The sequence below is a fragment of the Chelonobacter oris genome, assembly GCF_000772535.1.
Lineage (GTDB): Bacteria > Pseudomonadota > Gammaproteobacteria > Enterobacterales > Pasteurellaceae > Chelonobacter > Chelonobacter oris.
In genome coordinates this window covers 423,038-447,435 of the sequence record NZ_JSUM01000003.1, presented here as the reverse complement: position 1 = coordinate 447,435, position 24,398 = coordinate 423,038, and the positions used below count along the sequence as shown (strand labels likewise).

At 44.0% G+C, this 24,398-nt stretch carries 29 protein-coding genes; 16 read left to right on the top strand and 13 right to left on the bottom strand.

Features of this window, described 5'->3' with window-relative positions; translation table 11 throughout:
* The 13 genes from OA57_RS12680 to cysB form a co-directional block, all read left to right on the top strand.
* On the top strand, positions 1-395 hold a 395-nt coding region (locus OA57_RS12680), incomplete at its 5' end, for a hypothetical protein (protein ID WP_034613495.1).
* On the top strand, positions 395-784 hold the full coding sequence (locus OA57_RS03515) for a hypothetical protein (RefSeq protein ID WP_034613492.1): 390 nt from the start codon (positions 395-397) through the stop codon (positions 782-784). The genes OA57_RS12680 and OA57_RS03515, both read left to right, overlap by 1 nt.
* A gap of 20 nt (positions 785-804) precedes the next feature.
* Positions 805-1,176 (top strand): hypothetical protein, encoded by a 372-nt coding sequence (locus OA57_RS03510; protein ID WP_034613490.1) that lies wholly within the window; start codon positions 805-807, stop codon positions 1,174-1,176.
* Positions 1,177-1,466: 290 nt separating this feature from the next.
* On the top strand, positions 1,467-1,901 hold the full coding sequence (locus tag OA57_RS03505; protein WP_034613489.1) for a hypothetical protein: 435 nt from the start codon (positions 1,467-1,469) through the stop codon (positions 1,899-1,901).
* The gene (locus tag OA57_RS03500; protein WP_034613488.1) at positions 1,901-2,290 is read left to right on the top strand and encodes a hypothetical protein; all 390 of its coding nucleotides are present in this window, start codon (positions 1,901-1,903) and stop codon (positions 2,288-2,290) included. The genes OA57_RS03505 and OA57_RS03500 overlap by 1 nt, the downstream gene beginning before the upstream one ends.
* Before the next feature lie 19 nt (positions 2,291-2,309).
* Complete coding sequence (locus OA57_RS03495) at positions 2,310-2,696, top strand: hypothetical protein (protein WP_034613486.1); 387 nt, start codon at positions 2,310-2,312, stop codon at positions 2,694-2,696.
* A 12-nt stretch (positions 2,697-2,708) separates the two neighbouring features.
* A complete protein-coding gene (locus OA57_RS03490; RefSeq protein ID WP_034613485.1) occupies positions 2,709-3,377 on the top strand; it encodes a hypothetical protein in 669 nt (222 codons plus the stop codon).
* Positions 3,378-3,758: 381 nt separating this feature from the next.
* Positions 3,759-4,109 carry a hypothetical protein gene (locus OA57_RS12575; protein WP_152596706.1) on the top strand — a complete coding sequence of 117 codons (351 nt, stop codon included), beginning with the start codon at positions 3,759-3,761 and terminating at the stop codon, positions 4,107-4,109.
* 258 nt (positions 4,110-4,367) lie between these two features.
* Complete coding sequence (locus OA57_RS03485) at positions 4,368-4,928, top strand: hypothetical protein (protein WP_034613484.1); 561 nt, start codon at positions 4,368-4,370, stop codon at positions 4,926-4,928.
* Positions 4,929-4,979: 51 nt separating this feature from the next.
* Positions 4,980-5,177 (top strand): VENN motif pre-toxin domain-containing protein, encoded by a 198-nt coding sequence (locus OA57_RS03480; RefSeq protein WP_034613479.1) that lies wholly within the window; start codon positions 4,980-4,982, stop codon positions 5,175-5,177.
* Positions 5,178-5,277: 100 nt separating this feature from the next.
* Entirely contained in the window at positions 5,278-5,898 is a 621-nt protein-coding gene (locus tag OA57_RS03475; RefSeq protein ID WP_034613477.1) for an L-threonylcarbamoyladenylate synthase, read from the top strand.
* A 40-nt stretch (positions 5,899-5,938) separates the two neighbouring features.
* Positions 5,939-7,006, top strand: a complete 1,068-nt coding sequence (gene rluB, locus OA57_RS03470; protein ID WP_084589859.1) for a 23S rRNA pseudouridine(2605) synthase RluB — start codon at positions 5,939-5,941, stop codon at positions 7,004-7,006.
* Positions 7,007-7,017: 11 nt separating this feature from the next.
* The gene (gene cysB / locus OA57_RS03465) at positions 7,018-7,989 is read left to right on the top strand and encodes an HTH-type transcriptional regulator CysB (RefSeq protein ID WP_034613474.1); all 972 of its coding nucleotides are present in this window, start codon (positions 7,018-7,020) and stop codon (positions 7,987-7,989) included.
* Positions 7,990-8,026: 37 nt separating this feature from the next.
* On the opposite strand, the gene minC is transcribed toward cysB, so the two are convergent.
* Positions 8,027-8,695, bottom strand: a complete 669-nt coding sequence (gene minC / locus OA57_RS03460; protein WP_034613626.1) for a septum site-determining protein MinC — start codon at positions 8,693-8,695, stop codon at positions 8,027-8,029.
* Positions 8,696-8,809: 114 nt separating this feature from the next.
* Here minC and OA57_RS03455 point away from each other — a divergent pair, with 114 nt between their 5' ends.
* From OA57_RS03455 to OA57_RS03445, 3 genes are all read left to right on the top strand, one after another.
* Positions 8,810-9,091 (top strand): YcgL domain-containing protein, encoded by a 282-nt coding sequence (locus OA57_RS03455; protein WP_034613471.1) that lies wholly within the window; start codon positions 8,810-8,812, stop codon positions 9,089-9,091.
* The gene (locus OA57_RS03450; RefSeq protein WP_034613468.1) at positions 9,084-10,160 is read left to right on the top strand and encodes a lytic murein transglycosylase; all 1,077 of its coding nucleotides are present in this window, start codon (positions 9,084-9,086) and stop codon (positions 10,158-10,160) included. Before OA57_RS03455 ends, OA57_RS03450 begins: the two co-directional genes overlap by 8 nt.
* Positions 10,161-10,225: 65 nt before the next feature.
* Complete coding sequence (locus tag OA57_RS03445; protein WP_034613465.1) at positions 10,226-10,882, top strand: fumarylacetoacetate hydrolase family protein; 657 nt, start codon at positions 10,226-10,228, stop codon at positions 10,880-10,882.
* On the opposite strand, the gene yfaE is transcribed toward OA57_RS03445, so the two are convergent.
* The 12 genes from yfaE to matP form a co-directional block, all read right to left on the bottom strand.
* A complete protein-coding gene (gene yfaE / locus OA57_RS03440) occupies positions 10,879-11,136 on the bottom strand; it encodes a class I ribonucleotide reductase maintenance protein YfaE (protein ID WP_034613623.1) in 258 nt (85 codons plus the stop codon). The genes OA57_RS03445 and yfaE overlap by 4 nt on opposite strands.
* A gap of 71 nt (positions 11,137-11,207) precedes the next feature.
* Positions 11,208-12,338: a class Ia ribonucleoside-diphosphate reductase subunit beta gene (gene nrdB, locus OA57_RS03435; RefSeq protein ID WP_034613464.1), complete on the bottom strand. Its 1,131-nt coding sequence runs from the start codon at positions 12,336-12,338 to the stop codon at positions 11,208-11,210.
* Between the two features lie 21 nt (positions 12,339-12,359).
* Positions 12,360-14,630 (bottom strand): class 1a ribonucleoside-diphosphate reductase subunit alpha, encoded by a 2,271-nt coding sequence (gene nrdA / locus OA57_RS03430; protein WP_034613462.1) that lies wholly within the window; start codon positions 14,628-14,630, stop codon positions 12,360-12,362.
* A gap of 281 nt (positions 14,631-14,911) precedes the next feature.
* Complete coding sequence (locus OA57_RS03425; RefSeq protein ID WP_034613459.1) at positions 14,912-15,709, bottom strand: MOSC domain-containing protein; 798 nt, start codon at positions 15,707-15,709, stop codon at positions 14,912-14,914.
* Positions 15,710-15,733: 24 nt separating this feature from the next.
* Complete coding sequence (locus OA57_RS03420) at positions 15,734-16,240, bottom strand: DUF2301 domain-containing membrane protein (RefSeq protein WP_034613457.1); 507 nt, start codon at positions 16,238-16,240, stop codon at positions 15,734-15,736.
* Positions 16,241-16,382: 142 nt separating this feature from the next.
* Positions 16,383-17,363, bottom strand: coding sequence for a murein tripeptide/oligopeptide ABC transporter ATP binding protein OppF (gene oppF, locus OA57_RS03415; RefSeq protein WP_034613455.1), 981 nt, complete (start codon positions 17,361-17,363; stop codon positions 16,383-16,385).
* Positions 17,360-18,355 carry an ABC transporter ATP-binding protein gene (oppD, locus tag OA57_RS03410; RefSeq protein ID WP_034613452.1) on the bottom strand — a complete coding sequence of 332 codons (996 nt, stop codon included), beginning with the start codon at positions 18,353-18,355 and terminating at the stop codon, positions 17,360-17,362. Before oppD ends, oppF begins: the two co-directional genes overlap by 4 nt.
* 24 nt (positions 18,356-18,379) lie before the next feature.
* The gene (gene oppC, locus OA57_RS03405; RefSeq protein ID WP_034613449.1) at positions 18,380-19,297 is read right to left on the bottom strand and encodes an oligopeptide ABC transporter permease OppC; all 918 of its coding nucleotides are present in this window, start codon (positions 19,295-19,297) and stop codon (positions 18,380-18,382) included.
* Positions 19,298-19,308: 11 nt separating this feature from the next.
* The gene (gene oppB / locus OA57_RS03400; protein WP_034613447.1) at positions 19,309-20,229 is read right to left on the bottom strand and encodes an oligopeptide ABC transporter permease OppB; all 921 of its coding nucleotides are present in this window, start codon (positions 20,227-20,229) and stop codon (positions 19,309-19,311) included.
* An 85-nt stretch (positions 20,230-20,314) separates the two neighbouring features.
* A complete protein-coding gene (locus tag OA57_RS03395; protein ID WP_407637071.1) occupies positions 20,315-21,964 on the bottom strand; it encodes an ABC transporter substrate-binding protein in 1,650 nt (549 codons plus the stop codon).
* 325 nt (positions 21,965-22,289) lie between these two features.
* Positions 22,290-23,690: a Do family serine endopeptidase gene (locus OA57_RS03390; protein WP_034613442.1), complete on the bottom strand. Its 1,401-nt coding sequence runs from the start codon at positions 23,688-23,690 to the stop codon at positions 22,290-22,292.
* Positions 23,691-23,863: 173 nt separating this feature from the next.
* The gene (matP, locus tag OA57_RS03385; RefSeq protein WP_034613438.1) at positions 23,864-24,310 is read right to left on the bottom strand and encodes a macrodomain Ter protein MatP; all 447 of its coding nucleotides are present in this window, start codon (positions 24,308-24,310) and stop codon (positions 23,864-23,866) included.
* Positions 24,311-24,398: the final 88 nt, after the last annotated feature.

The window sequence follows — 24,398 nt, the reverse complement described above, 5'->3', positions numbered from 1 at the left end:
TGTATGATCAAGGTTATACTGAAAAAGCAAGTGGGTTATTTAGAGATGGGAAAGTGGAATATGCTGTAGCACCTAGAGATATTGTTGGCACAGGAGTGCAGCTACCGTGGGTTCCGGGAGCATTTAGTTTAGGGATTGGTAATACTAACACAACTGGCAGTAATACAACGGGCATTCCATTATGGGGGATTTTTACCGGAGATCATACTAAAGCTTATTATAAGGATGAGAGAGTAATTAACTTCTTAAATACAGATAAGGAAGGGATTAATAGAGAAAATATTGATAAAATCAAAGATTATCAAAAAAATACTTGGGGGCAAATTGGTCCAAAAACAAAGGTAATTAAATTCAATAATAAAACATTACTGAACAATGAAGAAGGCGGTAAATAATGAAAAAACTATTCATCATATTCCCTTTGATAATATCAGGATGTTACTTAGCTAACGGTTCACCTTCACAATATAAATTTTGGATAAAACCTCAAGCAAGTATGGAAGAACAGAAAAATGATTGGGCTTTCTGTAGAAAACAATCAAATGATAATTTATCAGAAGCTGATAAAACTTTATTAAAGGAAGGAGATACAAATTGGGAAAATCTTTATCATAGAAAACAAGATTATGAACGTTATTCTTATCTGATAAGAAAAGAAGGTGCTTATTTTAGAAATTGTATATATCAGCTTGGCTATCGTTTTAAATCCCCCTTATATTGGTGTTTGGCTCAAGATGGAGATAATACAAGAATATGTACGGAGAATATGAAGTATCGGAATTGAAAAAAAGAAGAAGGAACTTTATGAAAGTATTATTTTTTCTTATATTTTTGCTTAATGGGTGCTATTTAGCAAATGGTTCACCATCTTCAGTTAATTTTTGGATAAAGAACAATAAAAAAATTTCAGTTGAAGAAATTCGGAATTGTGAAAGAAAAGCGTATAGCTCTATAGGAGAAAGAAGTTTACTTTTATATAATAAATTTAGGGGTGATGAAAGATTAACCAATAATGAACATAAGCAACGTTCTGGTTATATTAAACAAGCTACCCCTCTAGTGAGACAGTGCTATTATGAATTAGGCTATCGTTTTAAAGCCCCTTTATATTGGTGTTTGGCTCAAGATGGAGATAATACAAGAACATGTACAGAGAATATGAAGTATCGGAATTGAAAAAAGAAGATGTTTCACAAAGTGTACTGTTCATAATTTAATCTTGTTAGAAGTCTTAAAAAGACAGGTTTCTTTATCATAACAGAAGAATACAAGCGGTCATTTATGGTTAATTTTTTGCAAAAATTATCGTTAAACAGACCGTTTGTATCAAATTGTGGACGAATTAAACAATAGCGGTGTGATAGCGGGACGGAATTTAACCCGCATTCATTCCAACCAATTAGAGAACCAAGGCACGATTTTAGGCGAAACAGTTGATTTATCCGCCCAACAGAACGTCTTACCCGATGACAAATAATACCATTGGTGGCAGATTATCTTTTGGTTTGTATGATCAAGGTTATACTGAAAAAGCGAGTGGATTATTTAGAGATGGGAAAGTGGAATATGCAGTAGCACCTAGAGATATTGTCGGCACAGGCGTACAGTTACCGTGGGTTCCGGGGGCATTTAGTTTAGGGATTGGCAATACTAACACGACAGGCAGTAATACAACGGGTATTCCATTATGGGGGATTTTTGCAGGAGATCATACTAAGGCTTATTATAAGGATGAGACGGTTATTAATTTTTTAAATACCAAAAATGGAGAGGTTGATGAGAAAAATATCAATAAAATCAAAGAGTATCAAAAAAACACTTGGGAACAAATCGGTCCAAAAACAAAAGTAATTTCATTCAATAATGAAACATTGCTGAAGACTGAAAAGGAAGATGAGTAATGAAAAAGCTATCCATCATTTTCCCATTTATAATATCAGGGTGTTACTTAGCTAATGGTTCACCTTCACAATATAAATTTTGGGTAAAACATCATACAAGTGTGGAAGAAAGAAAAAACGATTGGGCTTCTTGTAGAAAAATATCAAATAATAATTTCTCAGAGAGTGATAAAAGTTTATTGGAGAAAGGAAAAACAAATTGGGAAAATCTTTATAGTAAAAAACAAGATTATGAACATTATTCTTATCTAATAAAGAAGAAAGATGCTTATTTTAGAAATTGTATATATCAGCTTGGCTATCGTTTTAAAGCCCCTTTATATTGGTGTTTGGCTCAAGATGGAGATAATACAGGAATATGTATGGAGAATCTGAAGTATCGGAATTGAAAAAAGAAGAAGGAACTTTATGAAAGTATTACTTGTTCTTTTGATATTTTCGCTTAATGGATGTTATTTAGCTAATGGATCTCCACCAGATACAGATTATTGGTTGAAGAATGGTAAGAAACTATCTTTTAAAGACAATCAAAATTGTGGCAATCAGATTTTTCCTAACTTAGGAGATAGATACATATATCTTTATAAGAAAAGACATCAAGTAGGATTTATTGAGTTTTATAAAAATAAAGCAGAATCTGATGAATACAATTTTTATATAGAGAAAGCATTTCGCTTATTAAGGCAATGTTATTATGACTTAGGCTATCGTTTTAGACCTCCTTTATATTGGTGCTTAGCTCAAGATGGCGATAATACTAAGATTTGTATGGAGAATATGAAGTATAGAAATTGATATTATTTTTTCTTGAATAATTTCAGTATTTTAAATAGAGGTAGTACTGGTGTTATAAATGAATTTTTATTTACTGGTTTTGAACGGTTTAGAGCTTGGGCAGATGTGCCTTCTATCTTTGGTGCATCCAATGCCACACGAGATCACGCTCAGATTGCAAAAAAATTAGATGAATATAATGCTTACGCAGAATCTCATGGAGCAAAAACATATACATTTGAAAATGTAGCCCATAGTTTAGGCGTATCAGGTAATAAGAATATGCTGAATTGGTCATCCTATCTTGGTCAAAAATACAAGCATACTGACGTAGAGTATTTCCAGTTAGGTGGTTTATACCCTTCAAGAGAAATCCATGAAGATTCAAATGAGTTATTTAATAGTGTTAGAACAAAATATCTTGGAGTCGAGGGTGATACGGTTTATATGGGCATGCCGTTCTTAAGACTTTTAGGGATTGGAATGATAGGGAATAATCCTAATGCAACGCCCAACAAAGAAAATATTTCTTTTTTAGAAGCGCACTCTGAGGCTAATCAGAATATTAATAATCTACCATACGTCTATACACGAGATGAAGATGGAGAGAGAAGTAAAAAATGGAATGAAACGGAGGGTATATTGAAAAAAACATATTCTAATGGAATTAGAAAATTTAATGTAGTTGAAAAGGATAAGTAGCATGAAAAAATTTTTTATTCTAATTACTTTTTTACTCTCAGGATGTTCTTTTATTATTTCTCTTCACCCAAGCTATGGTGATGAATTTAGATATAGTGAAGATTTTGGATAAATAAGAACACAGGAGAGCAGGCAAGTTTTAATTTATATACAAAATGCTACTATCAAGGTATTAAGATAGACTTAATTCAAAGAAACATTCCATTAGATTCACTTGATTATGACAAGTATAATGCTACATTACACCATGATAAATGCTTGCATGATCTAGGGTATGTTTTTAAAGCGAATATATTTTCAAAATATTGCTATCATTATTCTAATGAAGTTGAGTGTAAGGCATTTAGAAAATATAGGAATTAATATTATTGGAGAAATTGAATGATAAAATTGGTAGTTATTTCATATTTTATTGTTTTCTTAGGTGGTTGCGTATGGGCTTTTTATCCACCGTACTCTTCATTTTGGGATGAAGATATATGGGTTCATAAAGATAACAACACGCCTCCTACTGGAGATGTTGTTAGAGAGTGTTATGCTCAATCATTAGCACCATTTAAAACAAAAGTTGTGGGCGGATTAGAAATACCCGTTAATCCTGATGATCGAGTTAAAGCTGATGATCTCGATGGAGCTTGTTTGTATCAAAAAGGATTTAGGTTTAATGCTAGTTATAAATATTGTTATGGATTTAGTGATACTTGTAAACAATGGAATAAATATAGAAATTAATCAATTAATAAAAAATTATAACTAATGCCAGATCTAGAAAACAGAAAGTTTCCAGCGCCATTTTATATGGTAAGGACTTATCCTCAATTAATGATACTGGATTGATTCTCAATAGACGAAGAGCGGGTATTCAAATGCAAGTCGAGATCAATCTAAAATTTGGGGATTATTAGACGAATACAATCGCCAAAGCCCAACAGACCAGGTCAATTTATCCCAGTTAACCATGGCTTAGGGGCTTCAAGCACGAAAAATGCTATGAATTGGGCGAAATATGAAGGAATGACTTTCAAAAATACCACTTTAAATGCGTATGTTGCTGGAACCTCTTATCCAATAACGAATAATACTTTAGGTGCTAAATTATCTAGTGGTTTATATGATAAAGGCTATACCGAAACGGCGGTAGGCTTATTTAGAGATGGAAGTGTGGAATATGCTTCTGCTCCGAGAGATTTTGTGGCGACAGAATCCAATTTACCGTTTGTACCAGGGAATTTAAGTATCGGAATAGGAAATACCAGTACTACAGGAAACAATAAAATAGGGATTCCATTATGGGATATGCTAACAGGGCATCATACCAAAGCATATTCTCGAGATGAGGAGTCTATACGTTTTTTAAATACGGATAAAAAAGGAAACATAAACATTGAAAAAATAAGTGAAATTGAAAAATACCAAAAGAGAGTATGGGAGCAAACTGGAGCGAAAACAGAGAAAATAGAGTTTAATAATGGAGTTACTCTAAATAATCAAGAGGAGAAAAAAATGATGAAAAATGTATTTACATTATTCAAATATTATTGTATTCATTAGCGGCTAGACTGATATTCTTTACTGTTGGGGCTTATCGGTGTAATTGCCGAAATGCTTGCTGATAAACCGATTCAATTGTTAAGCGACAAAGAGCGGGAAAAAGTGGTCGGCTACAGTAAGTTGGTTGCTGCCGGTGTTACCACATATCTCGGCGGCAACCCCAATACCGCCGTCAACACTGCTGACGTAGCGGTGCGTCTTTATCTAAAGCCAATTATAATCTGTCAGATAAGTCTAAATCTTACCTGAAAAACGACAAAACCTGAAAAGAGCTTATTGTTTTTAGTTATATAGCGTATAATTCCATCGAGAAATTTAGTCATATCATACGTTGTATAGAGAGAAAGTCATGAGTCAGTTTTTTTATATCCATCCGGATAATCCTCAGCCTCGATTGATTAAACAAGCCGTTGAAATTTTGCGCAATGGCGGGGTGATAGTCTATCCTACCGATTCAGGGTATGCCTTAGGCTGCATGATCGGGGAGAAACATGCGATGGATCGCATCGTTGAGATTCGGCAATTGCCTGAAAATCATAATTTTACGTTGGTTTGCAGCGATTTATCCGAGCTTTCGAACTATTCCAACGTCAGTAATGTGGCATACCGTTTGATTAAAAACAATACGCCGGGGCATTATACGTTTATTCTGACGGCGACTAAAGAAGTGCCGCGGCGTTTGATGACCTCGAAACGCAAAACTATCGGCATTCGAGTACCGGATAATAAAATCGCGTTGAGCTTGTTGTCCGAATTGGGCGAGCCGATTTTATCCTGTTCGCTGATTTTACCCGGGGAAGAGGAAACGCAGTATGATCCGGAAGAGATTCGCGATCAGCTGGAAAAACAGGTGGATCTTATTATTAACGGCGGCTATTTGGGGCAAAAACCGACAACGGTGATTGATTTGACGGAAGATACGCCGAATATCATTCGTGTCGGCAATGGTGCCGTAACGCCGTTTGAATAACATAATTATTGACACCCGTGAGGGTGGCACAGAGGAACTGATGAAACAACAAAACAAACCCAATCATTCAGGTAACCGTAGCGCCGGCGGTACGGTTCGTCCGACTCGCGGCAGAGGTGAGAAAACCGCCCGTGTCGGCAAGCCGAATAAGCGTACATTGAATAAAAATAGCGCCGGCAAGGTGAAGACTGAAAGTAACGAAACGAAAACTGTCGTGAAAAGTGCGGTTAAATCCAGCGTTAAAGGGGAAAAACTGCAAAAGATTTTGGCGCAAGCGGGACAAGGTTCCCGCCGTGAAATTGAAGCGATCATTGCCGGCAACCGTGTCAGTGTGAACGGGCAGATGGCGAAACTGGGCGACAGAATTGAGCTGAGCTCCGATACTAAAATCCGCATTGACGGTAACTTGGTGAATTTGACTTCGGTGCAAAAGCAGGTTTGTCGTGTTTTGATGTATTATAAGCCGGAAGGGGAGCTGTGTACCCGGCACGATCCGGAAGGGCGGGCGACCGTATTTGATCGTCTGCCGCGACTGAGCGGTTCGCGTTGGATTGCGGTTGGTCGTTTGGATATCAATACTTCCGGTTTAATATTATTTACTACCGATGGTGAGCTGGCAAACCGTTTGATGCATCCGAGCCGTGAAATTGAGAGGGAATATTCGGTGCGGGTATTCGGTGAAGTGAATGAGGCGATGGTATTCCGTTTGCGTAAAGGGGTTCAGTTGGAAGACGGCCCGGCGAAATTCAAAACGATTAAGAGCGGTGGCGGTCAAGGCATCAACCAATGGTTTGATGTGACGTTAACCGAAGGGCGTAATCGAGAAGTGCGCCGTTTATGGGAATCGCAGGGCATTCAGGTCAGCCGCTTGATTCGTATCCGTTACGGTAATATCACGCTGTCTAAACAGCTGCCGCGCGGCGGTTGGCAGGAAATGGCGCTAACCGATGTCAATTATTTACGCGATCTGGTCGGATTGGCGCCTGAAACCGAAAGCAAAATTGAACAGCACACACAACGTCGCCGCATGAAAACGGCTAAAATCCGTAAAGCGGTCAAACGTTTTTCTGTGCCGAGCAGCAGCCGTCGCCAGCGTAACGATAAATAGGAACAGGCAAGATGAAAATTCAACAATTACGCTATATTGTCGAAATTGCAAACCAGAATTTGAATATAACCGATGCCGCAGAAGCGTTGTATACCTCGCAGCCCGGCATCAGCAAGCAAGTGCGGTTATTGGAGCAGGAGCTGGGGCTGGAGATTTTTGAGCGTAACGGTAAGCACATTAAAAGTATTACCGGCGAAGGGCGTAAAATTATTGCGATTGCCCGCGAATTGTTGGCGAAAACGCAGAGTATTAAAGCCATTGCCGATGAATATACCCGTCCGGATCACGGTGTGTTGCGGATTGCCACTACCAATACTCAGGCACGTTATGTGTTGCCGAAAGTGGTGGAACGCTTTTTAACGCGTTATCCCGATGTCAGCTTGCAAATCCATCAGGGATCGCCGACCCAAATTTATGATGCGTTATTGTCGGGCGAAGTAGATTTGGCCATTACCACCGAAGCCCAATACCTGTTTGAGGGCGTTGTGCTGCTGCCGTGCTACAATTGGAATCGTTCGGTGATTGTGAAACGCAATCATCCGCTGGTGAATTGTAAAAACCTGACAATTGAAGAATTAGGAAAATATCCGTTGGTGACTTATACCTTCGGTTTTACCGGCGCATCGGATTTATCGCAGGCATTTAGCAGCAGCGGTATTTTGCCGAATATTGTGTTTACCGCAACCGATGCGGACGTAATCAAGACTTATGTGCGTCTTGGATTGGGTGTCGGAATTATGGCGTCGATGGCGCATACCCATGAAGACAGTGATTTGGTCGCAATTGACGCATCACACCTGTTTAAATCGAGCAGTACACAAATCGCCTTTAAGCGCGGCTCTTTTTTACGACATTATATGTATGATTTTATTAATTATTTCTCGGATCACCTGACTAGACCGATGGTGGAACAAGCCGAGAAGTTGCCGAACAACAGCGCCATTCAAAAATTATTCAGCGATATTGAACTGGAAATGCGTTAGCGGCTTACCCAAGTGCGGTCTTGACCGCACTTGGGCATTAGAGATCAAAATAAGCCAGTGTATTGCCTTGAGCTTCAATTCGGACGGCTTGCAGCAGATAATCAATCGGTAATTGTTCTTTATACACAAAACGTTTGCAAACGGAAATAAACTGCGCATTCAAGTGCTGGGTGTAAATCATACAGTCGTTATTGTCGGAATTCACGCCCGCCATGGCACGCCCCAACAGCTTGCCGTAGACATGAATATTGCCGTCGGCCGCCACTTCCGCCCCCGGCGCCACATCACCGTGAATAATCAAATCACTGTTTTTCGCATAAACGGCTTGCCCCGATTCAACTGTGAGCGGTATGACTTTCGGCTTGATATAGCGGAATTGCGGCATAATTTCATCAAGGCTAGTGCTTTTTCCCAGTGCCGGCAGGTGATAACTGAGTACCAGTTCTTTTTCCAAACTGTTTTGCCAATTACTCACCCCGATCAGATTAATGCCGAATTCAGCCAGTAGCTGTTGCAGTTTCAGCAGATCCAGTTTTGGTAAAAATTCGTTAAATTGCAAAATAACCGGCACGTTTTGGAAAAATAGTGGTGATTTTTTCACCTTGCTAATCAGGGCTTTTTTGATTGTAATCAAGCTGGAGCTGTTAATCGTCAGCAAAACGGAAGAAAACTGCCCGGTGTGTAATTCGATAATATCTTTTGCCATCTGCGGTTTTGTCATTTTGTGTTAATTTAATATTCTGATAATAGTCTAATTTTCGTATAATGTCGCATTAAAAATGACGTGCCGACGTGAAATGTTGAGGAGAAACGTAAATCGATGTTATGTGCTATTTATAAAAGTCGTCGTCATGCGGGAATGTATTTATATGTTGCCAAACGCGATGATTTTTCTGCGGTGCCTGAGGTGCTGTTACAACGCTTCGGCAAGCCGGAGTTGTTGATGCTGTTCAATTTGAACGGTGAAAAAGCGTTGGTATTGGCGGATAATCAAGCAGTATCGGCGCAAATTCAGGCGCAAGGGTTCTATTTGCAAATGCCGCAGAAAGAAGAAAATTTATTGGATCAATTTAAATTACAAAACGGGAAAGCAGATGATTAAAAAAACATTGGTAATCAGCGGGTTAGCGCTGTTATTGAGTGCCTGCGGGGCAAGTGGCGGCAGCTATGACGGGCAACCTTACCGCAAGGCGCGAACCTTAGATAATTTTCAGGATTATGTCGATTATCTGGATCAAAGAGCGGTTTTTGAAGGCGTCGGGAAACGTACGATTGAGCGGAAAGGGCGGAATGTGCGTTATATTCCAAAAGCGGTAGAATTGGACAACAGTCAGGCGGAACGCGCGCAGCGCAATCGTAACCGACCGGCGACGCCGAATCCGAACGGGGTAAGCAATTATCTTAACCGCGTGCTGACACAGCAAAAAGTGGATATTGCGGCAAAACGTTATTGGGAACAATTGCCGGCGCTTAATCAGGCTAGCCGTCAATACGGCGTGCCGAATCATTACATTATGGCGTTATGGGGCATGGAAAGCAGCTTCGGCTATTATCAGGGCAATTATGATGTCTTGTCGGTGTTGGCGACCTTAGCCTTTGACGGACGGCGTGAAGCACTGTTCAGTCAGGAATATGTCAATGCGCTGAAAATTCTGCAACAAGACGTGATTCCGCGCGCGAGTATGAAAGGATCATGGGCCGGAGCAATGGGGCAATCGCAATTTATGCCGACTTCATTCTTACAATATGCGGTCGATGCGGATGGTGACGGACGTAAAGATATTTGGAAAAACCAATATGATGTGTTTGCTTCGATCGCCAATTATCTGTCAACGGTCGGTTGGGATAAAAATCTGCCGTGGGGTGTTGAAGTGGCGTTAGACGAGCCGATGTCGTTGGATCTGGCCGGTACCGAGCATAATAAAAAGCGTTCTCTCTCGAGCTGGCAGGCAATGGGGGTGAGCCTGAAAAGTTATAACACTACAGATATGCAGCGCTTACAGCAATTGGCAAGTGCGGATCTATGGCTGGTGCGCCCGAATAAAGAGGCCGGCAGGGCATTTTTGGTGACCAATAATTACCGCACTTTGCTGAACTGGAATAATTCCAACTATTTTGCCGTCAGTATCGGCATGTTTGCCGACCGCATTGCGCAGCGTATAAATCAGTAAAAAAACTTCATTCTTTTGGAGTGATGTGTTAAAACTAAATTGATCGGAGAGAGAGGGAGGTCGGAATGTATCAACATCGGGATATCAAAGGCAGTACGTTGGATTTACCCGTGAATAAAGTGGTCTGTGTCGGGAGAAATTATATCGGGCATATTAAGGAGATGAATAACCCGGTTATTCAGGAACCGTTGCTTTTTCTCAAACCGAATACCGCACTTTGCCCATTGAACAAACCGCTTCTGATTCCGAAAAAATGGGGGCGGGTCGATCATGAGTTGGAAATCGCTGTGTTAATCGGTACAACATTGTCGAACGCCTCACCCGGACAGGTCAAAAATGCGGTGGTCGGCTTTGCCGTTGCGCTGGATTTAACGTTGCGTGATATGCAGCAGGAAAGCAAAGAAAAAGGCTGGCCGTGGGCGAAAGCCAAAGGTTTTGATAATTCCTGCCCGATTTCGCATTTTGTGCCGGTCGCCCAATTTCCCGATTGGGATAAAATCCGTTTCAGTTTAAGCGTGAACGGCGAAATACGGCAAAAAGGCAAGTCCTCACAAATGATGCATTCCATTCCACAGTTGATCAGCTATGCCAGCCGCTTTTTCACTTTACAAAAAGGGGATATCGTTCTGACCGGCACGCCGCAGGGCGTAGGCGAGCTGAAAGAGGGCGATCGACTGGAATTTACGCTGGAGGATTATCAAATTAATACGGTGGTGATTTAAAACTCAATTTCCAAATCACTTTCCACGCGGCAGCAACATAACAAAATCTCGTCTTGCTGCAAAAAAGCCAACGGCAGTTCAGTATAGCTGACCTTGCCTTGGCGTAATTTTACCCGACACGACCCGCAATAACCTGAACGGCACTGATATTCATGAAAAATCCCGTTGTTTTCCAACGTTTCCAACAGCGAAGTGCGGTTATCATGCTCGATAACACATTGTTGTTGCGGCAAGGTGATTTTATGGATTTTCATCATCGTGATTGATGTAGAGAAACAACCGCACTTTTTGATATCGAGGAATAAAAGTGCGGTTGAAATAAGGATTACAGATTGAAATCGCCAAAATCGTCGGCATCGATTTTAGAATCGATTTGACCGACCAGATAGGAACTGACTTCCACTTCTTGCGGCGCAACCTGCACATTATCAGACACCAGCCAAGCATTGATCCACGGAATCGGATTCGAGCGCGCTTGGAACGGCAGCGGTAAGCCGACCGCCTGCATACGGATATTGGTGATATATTCTACATATTGGCACAAAATGTCTTTATTCAAGCCGATCATCGAACCGTCTTTGAACAGGTAATCCGCCCACTCTTTTTCTTGTTCCGCCGCCGCCACGAACAAATCATAGGCTTCCTGTTTGCATTCTTCGATAATTTCGCCCATTTCCGGATCGTCCTGACCGGACGCCATGATATTCAAAATGTGTTGCGTGCCGGTTAAATGTAAGGCTTCATCACGGGCGATAAATTTAATAATTTTGGCATTGCCTTCCATCAGATTGCGTTCGGCAAAGGCAAACGAGCAGGCAAACGAGACATAAAAACGAATCGCTTCCAGTGCATTGACGCTCATCAGGCATAGATAGAGCTGTTTTTTCAGGCTGCGCAGGCTGACGTTACATTCTTTGCCGTCCACAGTGTAACTGCCTTCGCCGTATAGGGTATACAGCTGGGTATCACGAATAAAATCATCGTAATAAATCGAAATATCTTTCGCACGCTTGATGATCTCTTCATTGGTGACGATGTCGTCAAACACCACGGACGGATCATTGACGATATTACGGATAATATGCGTGTAAGAACGGGAGTGAATCGTTTCCGAGAACGTCCAGGTTTCAATCCAGGTTTCCAGCTCCGGCAGGGAAACCACCGGCAATAACGCCACGTTCGGGCTGCGTCCCTGAATCGAATCCAGTAAGGTTTGATATTTCAGGTTACTGATAAAAATATGTTTTTCATGTTCCGGCAGTGCCTGATAATCGATGCGGTCTTGCGACACATCGATCTCTTCCGGCCGCCAGAAAAACGACAGTTGTTTTTCGATCAGCTTTTCAAAGGTTTCGTATTTTTGCTGATCATAGCGTGCCACGTTCACGTTTTGCCCGAAGAACATCGGCTCTTTCAGTTGGTCATTTTTGTTTTGGGAAAAGGTGGTATAAGCCATTTTTAACCTCAAGTATTTTAATTAGATTTTACACGCACCGCCGGCACAGCCGTCGTCGATGTCGTCTTGATTATCGTCCGCACCGTCACGGGTGTTTTGATAATACAGGGTTTTCAAACCGTATTTGTATGCCGTCAGCAAATCGCCCAACAAGCGTTTCATCGGCACTTTTCCGTCTTCAAAGCGTTTCGGGTCGTAGTTGGTATTGGCGGAAATCGCTTGATCAACGAATTTCTGCATGATACCGACTAATTGTAAATAGCCGTCATTGCTTGGAATATCCCACAATAGCTCATAATTTTCGCTTAAATTTTCATAATCCGGCACGACTTGGCGCAAAATTCCGTCTTTCGAGGCTTTAATGCTGACATGACCGCGCGGCGGCTCGATGCCGTTGGTGGCATTGGAAATTTGCGACGACGTTTCCGATGGCATAAGAGCGGTCAGCGTTGAGTTGCGTAAGCCGGATTCTTTGATTTCCTGACGCAGAGTTTCCCAATCGTAATGCAACGGTTCTTTGGTTAAACCGTCAATATCTTTTTTATAGGTATCAATCGGCAAAATGCCTTGTGCGTAAGTGGTTTCATGAAAGAAATGACAAGGCCCCAGCTCTTTTGCCAACTTGTTTGACGCTTTCAACAGGTAATATTGAATCGCTTCAAAAGTGCGGTGCGTCAGGTCATTGGCGCTGCCGTCGGAATAACGCACACCGTTTTTTGCCAGATAGTAGGCGTAGTTAATCACCCCGATGCCTAATGAACGGCGTCCCATTGAGCCGATTTCGGCCGCTTTGATCGGATAATCCTGATAATCCAATAGCGCATCCAGCGCACGCACCGCCAATTCGGCCAATTCTTCCAGCTCGTCCAGACTCTCAATTTTGCCTAAGTTAAACGCCGACAGCGTGCACAGGGCAATTTCGCCGTTTTCATCGTGAAAATGGTGCAGCGGCTTAGTCGGCAGTGCAATTTCCAGACACAGATTGGACTGGCGTACCGGCGCAACCGCCGGATCAAACGGGGAATGGGTATTGCAGTGATCCACGTTTTGAATATAAATCCGTCCGGTTGAGGCGCGTTCCTGCATTAACAGCGAGAACAGTTCGCTGGCTTTGACCGTCCGCTTACGGATCGATTCATCGGCTTCATACTTTTCATACAACGCATCAAAACGATCCTGATCGGCAAAAAAGGCTTCGTACAATCCCGGTACATCGGACGGACTGAACAGGGTAATATTACCGTTTTTAATCAGGCGCTGATACATTAACTTATTCAATTGCACGCCGTAATCCATATGGCGGACACGGTTATCTTCAACCCCACGATTATTTTTCAACACCAGCAGGCTTTCCACTTCCAAATGCCAGAACGGGTAATAAACCGTTGCCGCACCGCCGCGTACGCCGCCTTGCGAGCAAGATTTTACCGCAGTCTGAAAATGTTTATAGAACGGAATACAGCCGGTGTGGAACGCTTCACCGCCGCGAATCGGGCTGCCCAAGGCACGGATTGCGCCGGTATTGATGCCGATGCCGGCACGTTGCGACACATATTTGACAATGGAGGCGGCGGTGGCATTAATGGAATCCAGACTGTCGCCGCATTCAATCAGTACGCAGGAACTGAATTGGCGTGTCGGGGTGCGCACACCGGACATAATCGGGGTCGGCAACGAGATTTTAAAGGTGGAAACCGCATCGTAGAAACGGCGGATAAAATCCAGTCGAGTCTCTTGCGGATATTGGCTGAACAGGCAAGCGGCAACCAATAAATACAAAAATTGCGCCGATTCGTAAATTTCACCGGTCACGCGGTTTTGTACCAGATATTTACCTTCCAGCTGTTTCACGGCGGCATAAGAAAAATTCATATCACGCCAGTGATCAAGAAAACCGTCCATTTCGTCCCATTCTTCACGGGTGTAGTCACTCAGCAAGGCCGCATCGTATTTTCCCATGCGAACCAGTTTTTTGACGTGATCATACAAACGCGGCGGATCAAAATGGCCGTAGGCTTTTTTACGCAAATGGAAAACCGCCAGCCGGGCGGCCAGATATTGGTAGTCAGGCGAATCTTTGGTGATCAGATCCGCCGCCGCCTTGATAATGGTTTCATGGATATCGGACGTACGGATCCCTTCATAAAATTGAATATGCGAGCGCAATTCGACTTGTGATACGGAAACATTCTCCAGCCCTTCTGCGGCCCATGTAATAACGCGGTGAATTTTATCTAAATCAATCGGCTCTAACCGCCCGTCACGTTTAGTCACCATCAATGCTTTATTCATTTGATTACCTGTTTTCCATCAATGTTGTTGTAAAATCGAAGATGTTTATTTGAACACTATATGTGGTATTCAATTAAAAACGAACTACAAGATAATGTGTCCGAAGGGAAATATCAAGCATAAAATTTTTCGCTCGGATTATAAAAAAGATTGACAAATTAAAGAGGCTAAGCAGGCTCAAGGCTGACGTGATCGCTTGTTGCGATAAGAAAAAAAACCAATGTGAAATTTGTGAAACAGTCCACAAAATCAATGTACGGTATTGCAAACCGCACATTGATTTATGATGACAAAATAACCAACGGATCACCGACACGGATTATGCCGCTGTTCAGCGGCACTAAATTGGTGCCGAAAACCGGCTGTCCGTCGGCATCGGCAAAGTGTTTTTTCAGCGTTCGGAAAGGCTCCATTTTAGCTTGTAATTCGGCGGTTTGCGGATCACGACTGGTTAAAATACAGCGCGTGCAAGGTTTGGCATTGATGAACCGCACTTGGCCGATTTGGATTTGTTGCCAGTGATTTTCACTGAAAGCGGCGGCGTTGTCGATGACCAGATTCGGGCGAAACTGCGCCATGCGGATTGGCACGGGGCAGCGCTGCTGCACTTGTGCTAATGATGATTGATTGGTCAGCAACAACGGATAACCGTCGGCAAACGAGAGCGCTTGCTGCGGATAGCGTTTGATCCGCCGTTGCGATTCAAACCCCGTCCAGCGTAATTGTACCGCTCTTTGCAGTTTTTCGCTGAACCAACGGTTTATCTTGTCGGGTGCAATCCGCGAATCAAAACGGCTGCCCCAGACTTCACAGGCATTTTGCTGTTGAAAATCCTGATAGCATACTTCAACCGCACTTCCGTCCTGATGCTGTACCCACAAGCCTTGCTGCATCGGCAGGGCGGTGAACGCAAAGAGTTCGCCGTCTTTGCGTGCGGTAATAAACCTGCCGTCCGTTTCGGTCAGCATAAAAGTGCGGTCAAATTCCAGCCCGTAAGGCTGCACCAATGCGCTTGATACGCTGACGGCCTGAGTGGATTTAATCGGATAAAGTCGGATTTCACTAACAGTCGTGTGCATTTTGCTTTCCTGATATAACGTTGTTCAAACTTGATATTTGCTTTTATCGCCGATATCAAAATGTAACGGCATCAGCCATTTTTTTATACTCAATACCAGCATCAACAGGGCAATAATTGCCGATAAAACTTGTGCCGGCACGGTGGCTTGAAACGCCAGTGTAAACCAAAATACGGCAAAAAAGAGCGGTTGCAGGTTGAGAGCAAACACCCGAAAGCAAAAATATTCTTTATAACACAGGCCGCCTAAGGTAAAAAATGCCGCGCCCAGTCCTAACAAGGGTTGGCCAAATACGAAGCAAACGGCGGCAACCCAAGTGGCCAATTGCAGTAACAGGCGGAAGTGTTTAAGGTAAATGTGCAAAGACGAGGCGCATAACACCGCAGCCAGCAACACGCCTTTTGTCGCCCAATCGGGATAATAAGGCAATAGCCCGACCGCCGGCACGGCTACGACAAAACCGCTGCGATACAGTATCACGGTCAAATAATCCCAAAAGTCCATCGGGGAACGAATATGCGGATCGGCCATAAAAACCTCATTGCGTTATCAAGTGAGTTTTTATTCTAGGAAATTACCGTCATAAGGCAAGCGATTTCGCCGGGTATGCCGTGATTAATCTGTTTAGCGGATTTATCACGGCACAGATTGCCGGTTTATGCGGTATGTATGGTTATACCTTAAAACACGCCACCAAATGCCGTTCATTACCCGACAAGTGCGGTTTTTCGGCGGCACATCGGCTGTCGGCGAGCGGACAGCGGGTGCGGAAGACACAGCCCGACGGCGGATTGATTGGCGAGGGCAGATCGCCTTCCAATAGCTGAATCCGTTTATTGCGCTCCCGTTTCGGATCGGGAATCGGCACGGCGGACATCAGCGCTTTGGTGTACGGGTGTCCGGTATCGTGGAACACGGAACGATAATCGCCCAGTTCAACCGCATTGCCGAGATACATCACCAAAACACGATCAGAAATATGTTTCACCACCGATAAATCGTGGGCAATAAAAATCAGCGATAATCCCATCTCTTTTTGCAAAGATTTTAACAAATTCACGACTTGCGCCTGAATAGAGACATCAAGTGCGGAGACCGGCTCATCGCAAATAATCAGTTTAGGCTCAATAATTAAAGCGCGGGCAATACCGATGCGTTGGCATTGTCCGCCGGAAAATTCATGCGGATAGCGGTTGATTAAATTCGGCAGTAAACCGACTTTTTTCATCATATTCTGCACCCGCACTTTGATTTGATCGCGGCTCAAGTGCGGTTGATAAATTTTCAGTGGTTCGGCAATAATATCGCCGATAGTCATACGGGGATCGAGTGATGCCAGCGGATCTTGGAAAATCATTTGAATATCGTTACGCAGTGCCTTCCACTCTTTTGCGGTTTGCCGGTTTAAGTTTTTGCCCAGCCAGACCATGTCGCCGCCCGCAGAAGGGACTAATCCGATAATGGCGCGAGCCAACGTGGATTTGCCGCAGCCTGATTCGCCGACAACGCCGAGCGTTTCGCCTTGATAGAGTTTGAAAGAGACTTGATTGACCGCTTTCAAGGTGGCCGGTTTGGCAAAAAAGCCTTTTTTATCTTTTTTAATTTTGAAATGAACGCTGAGATCGTTCACGTCCAGTAATAGTTTATCGGTCATGATGCCATTCCCCTTTGCAGCATTTGATTGGCGGGAATAAAACAAGCCCGCAAACGATTTTGTTCAAACGCCGTTAATACGGGGGCGTGCAGGCATTGTTGCGTGGCGTGCAGACAGCGGGGCTGGAACGGACAACCGCTCGGTAAATTCAGCAAATTCGGCGGATTACCGGGAATCGTGATCAGCTCGTGCGTTTCTTCCGTCAGGTTCGGCACGGCATTAATCAGGCCGATGGAATAAGGGTGGGTCGGTTGATAGAAAATCTGTTCCGCACTGCCGTATTCCATGGTGCGTCCGGCATACATCACCAACACATTATCACAAATTCCGGCGACCACACCGAGATCGTGGGTAATCATGATAATGGCGGTGTTAAACTCGTTTTTCAGCTCATTAAGCAGCGTCATGATTTGGGCTTGTACGGTTACATCAAGTGCGGTCGTCGGTTCATCGGCAATCAACAGTTTGGGACGACAGAGCAGTGCCATTGCAATCATCACACGTTGGCGCATACCGCCGGAAAATTCGTGCGGATACATCGCCATCCGTTTTTTGGCTTCCGGCATTTTCACCGCATCCAACATCCGTAACGATTCGTTATAAGCCGTTTTGCGATCAACGCCTTTATGCAGCATCAGCACTTCCATTAGTTGATCCTTGACTTTCATATAGGGATTGAGCGAGGTCATCGGATCCTGAAAAATCATGGCGATTTGTTCCGCTCGCAGGCGGTTCAAGGCTTTTTTCGGCAGATTCAGAATTTCTTTACCGTTAAATTTTGCCGATCCTTCGATGCGGCCGTTATCTGCCAATAAGCCCATTAGGGCAAATGCCGTTTGTGATTTACCCGAACCGGATTCGCCGACAATGCCCAGCGTTTGCCCGGCTTGTAGGGAAAAGGTTAAGTTGTTGACAGCGGTCACATCGCCGTCATGGGTTTTAAAAATAACCCGTAAATCATGTACATCGAGTAATAAGTTTGTATTCGTCATGTTATATTTCCTTTGCACCGCACTTTATCGATCTTTCGGATCGAGGGCATCACGCAGGCCGTCGCCGATAAAATTAAAGCAAAACAGGGTGATAACCAAAAACATCGCCGGAAAAACCAGTAGCCACGGCAGGTATTCCATTGAACGTGCGCCATCGTTCAGAAGCCCGCCCCAACTGCTCAACGGCTCTTGGGTTCCCAGACCTAAAAAACTCAGGAAAGATTCAAATAAAATCATACCCGGGACGAGCAGTGAGGCATACACAATCACTACGCCCAATACATTCGGCACAATGTGCCGCCAAATGATTTGGCGTGTCGGCACACCGCAGACAATAGCCGCTTCGACAAATTCTTTGTGTTTCAGGCTCAGGGTTTGACCGCGGACAATCCGTGCCATGTCCAGCCACGAGACCATACCGATGGCGACAAAAATCAGCAGAATATTCTGTCCGAAAAAGGTGACCAGCAAAATAACGAAAAACATAAACGGAAAAGAATTTAAGATTTCCAGAATCCGCATCATAACCGCATCGGTTTTGCCGCCGACATAACCGGAGGTTGCGCCATAAAGCGTGCCGACCAGCACTGCAATCAATGCGCCGGCAATGCCGACCAACAGGGAAATGCGGCCGCCGATTGCCACCCGCACCAGCATATCTCGTCCGGAAGAATCCGTGCCGAAGTAATGTCCGCTGGCAAAATCCGGTGCTGCCGACATCATATTCCAGTCGGTTTCATCAAAGGCAAACGGCATCAGCAGCGGGGCGAATAATACAAATAAGGTAATGCCGAACAGCACCAACAGGCTGACCAATGCCGCACGGTTATGAAAAAAACGGCGTTTGGCATCTTGCCATAAGCTGCGGCCTTCCACTTCGTCCCGTACCAATTGTTGCGCCAAATTTTCAGCGAATTCGGCCTGTTCTTTTTTAATCAACATCATGTTATCCCTTAATAACGAATTTTCGGATCGATCACGGCATACAGAATGTCCACAATCGCATTAAAGGTAATGGTGAGGGCGCCGACCAAAATCGTCAGGCTCAACACCAATGAATAGTCACGGTTTAATGCCCCGTTGACGAAAAGCTGCCCCAAGCCCGGTAAACCGAAAATACTTTCGATGACCATTGAACCCGTAATAATGCCGACAAATGCCGGCCCCATATAGGAAATGACCGGTAACAGTGCCGGACGCAGGGCATGGCGAAAAATAATCCGCCGTGTCGGCAAGCCTTTGGCTTTAGCGGTGCGGATAAAATTAGAGTGCAGCACTTCAATCATAGAACCGCGGGTTATCCTTGCGATACTGGCGATATAAGACAGTGAAAGTGCGGTCATCGGCAATAGCATGTTGATCAGTGCGCCGTCATTCCAACCTCCGCCCGGCAGCCATTTCAGCGTAATGGCAAAAATCAAAACCAGTAACGGCGCAACGACAAAGCTTGGGATCACCACGCCGGTCATGGCGAATGTCATGATGACATAGTCAAGCCATTTGTTTTGCTTAATGGCGGCAACGGTTCCGGCGGTGACACCAAAAAACAGGGCAATGAAAAACGCAGAAAATCCCAGTTTCAGCGAAACCGGAAAAGCTTGAGCAACCAGCTGATTGACGGTGAAATCTTTATATTTGAACGATGGCCCGAAATCGCCTTGCGCCAGATTTTTCAGATACAATAAATATTGCGTATGAATCGGCTTATCCAGATTGTATTTGGCTTCGATGTTCGCCATGACTTCCGGCGGGTAATTTTTTTCACTGGAAAACGGACTGCCGGGGGCAAGCCGCATCATAAAAAATGAAATGGTAATTAATACGAAAAGCGTTGGAATCGCTTGTAAAATGCGACGAAGAATCAGCGTTGGCATAAGTCATCAATCTAAAAAGTAATACGAAACACCGAAGTGCGGTGGCGACCGCACTTCGAAACGACAACAATCCGGCAGTATGCAATTACTGCTTGATCAGATACACATCTTTTAAATAGTAGTTTTGTGCGGGGTGGGTTGCCGCATATCCTTTAACGTACGGTTTGATCAACCGCGGTTGAACGTAGTGATAAATCGGAACGGACGGCACATCGTTGCTGAAGAGGGCTTCGGCTTTTGCATAATCTTCGGCGCGCTGTTCGTCACTTTCCGCCATTAACGCATTTTTTACGGCGGCATCGTATTCAGGGTTGTTATATTTTGCGGTATTGTTGCTGCTGTCCGACAAGAAATAGTTGACGAATGACGTCGCTTCATTATAGTCGGCGCACCAACCGGCTCGCGCCACGTCATAATTGCCTTGGTGTCGGGAATCCAAATAGGTTTTCCACTCTTGGTTTTCCATTTTCACATTCACTGCGCCGGCAAGATTCTGTTTCCAGATGGATGCAACGGCAATAGCGATTTTTTTATGGTTTTCAGACGTGTTATACAAAATCGTGAAATCCAACGGCTTTTGCTTGCTGAAACCGGCTTCGGCCAGCAATTTGACCGCATTTTCATTGCGTTTTTTCTGATCTTGACTTGCCCATTCGGGATTAGTCAATTTGTCGCCGCCGTTAATATAAGGTGGTGTAAAGTGATAAGCCGGCGTCTGGCCTTGATTGATCACTTTATCGGTGATGATATTGCGATTCAGTGCAAGACTCAACGCTTGGCGAACACGCACATCGGTAAACGGGGCTTTGGCGGTATTGATTTCATAGACATAAGTACACAAAATCGGGGCGACATTCAATTCATTCGGCAAATCCGTTTTTAATTTTTGGAACATTTCCGGCGGAATTTCTTTGCCGCTAATATCAATTTCACCGGCACGGTAGCGATTGACATCGGTGGTCGCCGACTCAATCGGCAGCAAGGTGATTTTGGTTAATACGGTATTGGCGTTGTCCCAATAATTCGGATTCGGCGATAATTCCGCTTTTTCATTGACAATTAAACGCGTTAATTTGAATGCCCCGTTGCCGATGATATTTTCCGGTTTTGTCCATTGATCACCGAATTTTTCCACAGTAGCTTTATGTACCGGATATAACACATAGTGTTCCACTAATTTATCTACATAAGGAATGGACGCATCAAGGTTAATTTGCAGTGTGCGGGCGTCTAAGGCTTTCACTCCCAACTCACTCGGCGCTTTTTTGCCTTCCACAACATCGGCGGCATTTTGTAGGGTCAAATATTTGAGATAAGTGCTGTAAGGTGCAGCTGTTTTTGGATCCGCCAGACGTTGCCAAGCGTAAACAAAATCTTCTGCCGTTACCGGCTCGCCGTTTGACCATTTGGCATTATCACGTAATTTGAACGTCCACACTTTAAAATCTTCGGAATGTTGCCACGATTCGGCAACGCCCGGTAAAATATGCCCTTGCTCATCGGAGGTGACCAAGCCCTCAAATAATTGGCGCGCATATTCCCCTTCGACACTGCCTTCCATTTTTTGTGGGTCAAGTGTGGCAGGATTGGCGGAAACGTTATAGATGACTTCCTGTTTGGCGGCCAGTTCCGTGCCGGACGGCACATTCGCGGCAAAGGCGGAAGCTGCGATGCCGAAAGTCAAAGCAAAAGAAAGTGCGGTATTTAAGCGAGAGAGTTTGAATGTCATTATTATAGGCTCCTTAATTCTTAAGTGATGTTATGCGTCGAGATATTTTTCAAAAAGTACAATCTTGCATTTTTCCACAAAAAATTACTTTGTAAATGGTTAAAGATCAAAAGTTAGCGCATTATCGCATTAAAGAAATGCTAACGCCAAATTGCTGTCTATAAATTCAACAGTATGATTTTTTATGAAAAAATAATGAGACGATAGCGCCGAAATACAATCGGCAATCGGAACGGAAAGGAAAACTCATCGCCGGCGGCACGTTGTTTTTTAACTGTAAGACATAAAAAAATCCCGAAGAAATCGGGATTTTTAGCAGATTAAACCGCACTTACGGAATTAACAAATAGAAGTTGTTATTGCCGCGAACGATATTCAGTGCCACCGCAGACGGTTTGTTATCCAAAATTTTGCGCAACTCGCCGATATTGCCCACCGGTTGACGGTTGACCCCGACGATGATATCACCGCTTTGTAAGCCTAACTGCTCGGCCGGGGATTTGTCTGCGACTTTGGCAATTTCCACCCCTTTGCGCCCGTCTTTATCATAATTAGCCAGTTCGGCACCGTTTAAGCCGGGAATCAAACTGTTTGCGCTGGTTTGCGCTTGTTCGTCCGATTGCAAAACGACATCGGCACCGGCGGTTTTCCCTTCACGCAGATAGGTCAGATTCACGCTTTTACCGGCGCCGGTGGTGGCGATTTTGGCGCGTAATTCGGCAAAGCTGTTAATCCGTTGACCGTTAATTTCGGTGATCACGTCCCCGGCTTTCAAACCGGCTTTGTCAGCGGCGGAATTCGGCAATACTTCGCTGACGAATGCGCCGCGTTGTGAATCGATGCCGAATGCTTTTGCCAGATCCGCGCTCAACTCGCCGCCTTTAATCCCCAAGATACCGCGGCGGACTTCACCGAATTCGACAATTTGATGTACCAAACTGTTCGCCATATTGCTCGGAATGGCAAACGCAATGCCGACATTGCCGCCGCTCGGGGCGATAATCGCCGTATTGATTCCGATCAGTTCGCCGCGCAGATTGACCAATGCTCCGCCGGAATTGCCGCGATTGACCGCCGCATCGGTTTGAATATAGTTTTCATAGCTGCCGCCGTCCATACCGGTTGAGCGCCCCAACGCGGAGACAATGCCGGACGTGACCGTTTGTCCTAAACCGAACGGATTGCCGATGGCAACCGTATAATCGCCGACCCGAATTTTGTCGGAATCCGCCAGTTTAATCGCCGTCAGGTTTTTCGGCGTTTCAATTTGTAACAGGGCGACATCGGATTGACTGTCTGCGCCGAGTAATTTGGCTTTCAGCTCCCGTCCGTCTTGTAGCGTCAGGGTGATGTTGTCGGCTTTGTCGATCACATGGTTATTGGTCAGGACATAACCTTTTTCAGCATCAATGATGACACCGGAACCCAATCCTTTAAATTCACGCGGTGCGGCATTGTCAAATTCACGACCGAAGAAAAAACGGAACTCTTCGGGAATCAGTGAGTCTTGTTGCTGCTGTGTGCCGGAAACATTGACCGTAACCACACTCGGCAAGACTTTTTCCAGCATCGGCGCCAGACTCGGTATTTGTTGATTCATGTAAGAAGGCGCCTGTAGCAGGGTTTCTGCTAAATTAGAAGCCGGGGTGCTTTCCGTTTGCGCTGTAGCGGGCAGATTGAATAAACTCAATCCGAGCACGACAGCGGATAAAATCAATTTACTTTTTTTCATCGTAATAAATCTCTTAAAAGAAAAATGTTTTGTTTGACATTTTATTCCGGATTGATGAGATCTGCATCAACCGCACTTAGGGTAAATAATATTAGGCCTAACGTTTACATCAGACAGGTATTTTGTACAAATGTTCCGTAAACTGTCATAAATAAGATGGTGATATTTGCACGTTATTCAAGCAATTCTTTCAAATTTTTCTTCATCAGGTGCATTTGGGAGGCGTAAAGCGCTTTGTTTTCGGCTTCATCGATCATGTGCATAATGGTTTCCGACAGCGTCATGTGCATTTTGCGCGAATGCTTGGAAAGACGCGACCAAACGGCATAATCCAAATCAATGGATTTCTTTTTAGTGGCACGCTTTTCCGCATTGAAAAAACGTTTGCGTCGGGCACGAATCGCCTGATCCAGTTTTACCACCAATGCTTGCGATAAGTGCTGCGTAATCCAGTTTTCAATCAGTGCGGGATAATTCTGTAATTGCAGCAGTTCGGTTTCTTTTTCATCTTGCAGACTTTTTTCTTGGTAACGGGTGATGTTTTCATTATTCCGAATTTTTTTGACCAAATAAACCCATTTCCAGTTGGCTTCTTGATTTTCCAGTTTTTGATATTTCATGTTTTCTCCGATAACAGTCCAACGCCGCCGATGTTACATTGTCACGTTTGCAGTGTACGCTTTTTTTCAAGCAATGTGAACCACTAAC

Excerpts from the sequence above, each read along its gene's own strand:
- oppC (WP_034613449.1), bottom strand. The coding sequence starts at position 19,297 with ATGTTGATTAAAAAAGAACAGGCCGAATTCGCTGAAAATTTGGCGCAA.
- nrdB (WP_034613464.1), bottom strand. The coding sequence starts at position 12,338 with ATGGCTTATACCACCTTTTCCCAAAACAAAAATGACCAACTGAAAGAG.
- OA57_RS12575 (WP_152596706.1), top strand. The coding sequence starts at position 3,759 with ATGATAAAATTGGTAGTTATTTCATATTTTATTGTTTTCTTAGGTGGT.
- OA57_RS03450 (WP_034613468.1), top strand. The coding sequence starts at position 9,084 with ATGATTAAAAAAACATTGGTAATCAGCGGGTTAGCGCTGTTATTGAGT.
- oppB (WP_034613447.1), bottom strand. The coding sequence starts at position 20,229 with ATGCCAACGCTGATTCTTCGTCGCATTTTACAAGCGATTCCAACGCTT.
- cysB (WP_034613474.1), top strand. The coding sequence starts at position 7,018 with ATGAAAATTCAACAATTACGCTATATTGTCGAAATTGCAAACCAGAAT.
- yfaE (WP_034613623.1), bottom strand. The coding sequence starts at position 11,136 with ATGAAAATCCATAAAATCACCTTGCCGCAACAACAATGTGTTATCGAG.
- oppD (WP_034613452.1), bottom strand. The coding sequence starts at position 18,355 with ATGACGAATACAAACTTATTACTCGATGTACATGATTTACGGGTTATT.
- OA57_RS03390 (WP_034613442.1), bottom strand. The coding sequence starts at position 23,690 with ATGAAAAAAAGTAAATTGATTTTATCCGCTGTCGTGCTCGGATTGAGT.
- nrdA (WP_034613462.1), bottom strand. The coding sequence starts at position 14,630 with ATGAATAAAGCATTGATGGTGACTAAACGTGACGGGCGGTTAGAGCCG.
- OA57_RS03495 (WP_034613486.1), top strand. The coding sequence starts at position 2,310 with ATGAAAGTATTACTTGTTCTTTTGATATTTTCGCTTAATGGATGTTAT.
- OA57_RS03425 (WP_034613459.1), bottom strand. The coding sequence starts at position 15,709 with ATGCACACGACTGTTAGTGAAATCCGACTTTATCCGATTAAATCCACT.
- rluB (WP_084589859.1), top strand. The coding sequence starts at position 5,939 with ATGAAACAACAAAACAAACCCAATCATTCAGGTAACCGTAGCGCCGGC.
- OA57_RS03420 (WP_034613457.1), bottom strand. The coding sequence starts at position 16,240 with ATGGCCGATCCGCATATTCGTTCCCCGATGGACTTTTGGGATTATTTG.
- minC (WP_034613626.1), bottom strand. The coding sequence starts at position 8,695 with ATGGCAAAAGATATTATCGAATTACACACCGGGCAGTTTTCTTCCGTT.
- OA57_RS03455 (WP_034613471.1), top strand. The coding sequence starts at position 8,810 with ATGTTATGTGCTATTTATAAAAGTCGTCGTCATGCGGGAATGTATTTA.
- OA57_RS03505 (WP_034613489.1), top strand. The coding sequence starts at position 1,467 with ATGACAAATAATACCATTGGTGGCAGATTATCTTTTGGTTTGTATGAT.
- OA57_RS03510 (WP_034613490.1), top strand. The coding sequence starts at position 805 with ATGAAAGTATTATTTTTTCTTATATTTTTGCTTAATGGGTGCTATTTA.
- matP (WP_034613438.1), bottom strand. The coding sequence starts at position 24,310 with ATGAAATATCAAAAACTGGAAAATCAAGAAGCCAACTGGAAATGGGTT.
- OA57_RS03515 (WP_034613492.1), top strand. The coding sequence starts at position 395 with ATGAAAAAACTATTCATCATATTCCCTTTGATAATATCAGGATGTTAC.
- OA57_RS03475 (WP_034613477.1), top strand. The coding sequence starts at position 5,278 with ATGAGTCAGTTTTTTTATATCCATCCGGATAATCCTCAGCCTCGATTG.
- OA57_RS03480 (WP_034613479.1), top strand. The coding sequence starts at position 4,980 with ATGCTTGCTGATAAACCGATTCAATTGTTAAGCGACAAAGAGCGGGAA.
- oppF (WP_034613455.1), bottom strand. The coding sequence starts at position 17,363 with ATGACCGATAAACTATTACTGGACGTGAACGATCTCAGCGTTCATTTC.
- OA57_RS03445 (WP_034613465.1), top strand. The coding sequence starts at position 10,226 with ATGTATCAACATCGGGATATCAAAGGCAGTACGTTGGATTTACCCGTG.
- OA57_RS03485 (WP_034613484.1), top strand. The coding sequence starts at position 4,368 with ATGAATTGGGCGAAATATGAAGGAATGACTTTCAAAAATACCACTTTA.
- OA57_RS03500 (WP_034613488.1), top strand. The coding sequence starts at position 1,901 with ATGAAAAAGCTATCCATCATTTTCCCATTTATAATATCAGGGTGTTAC.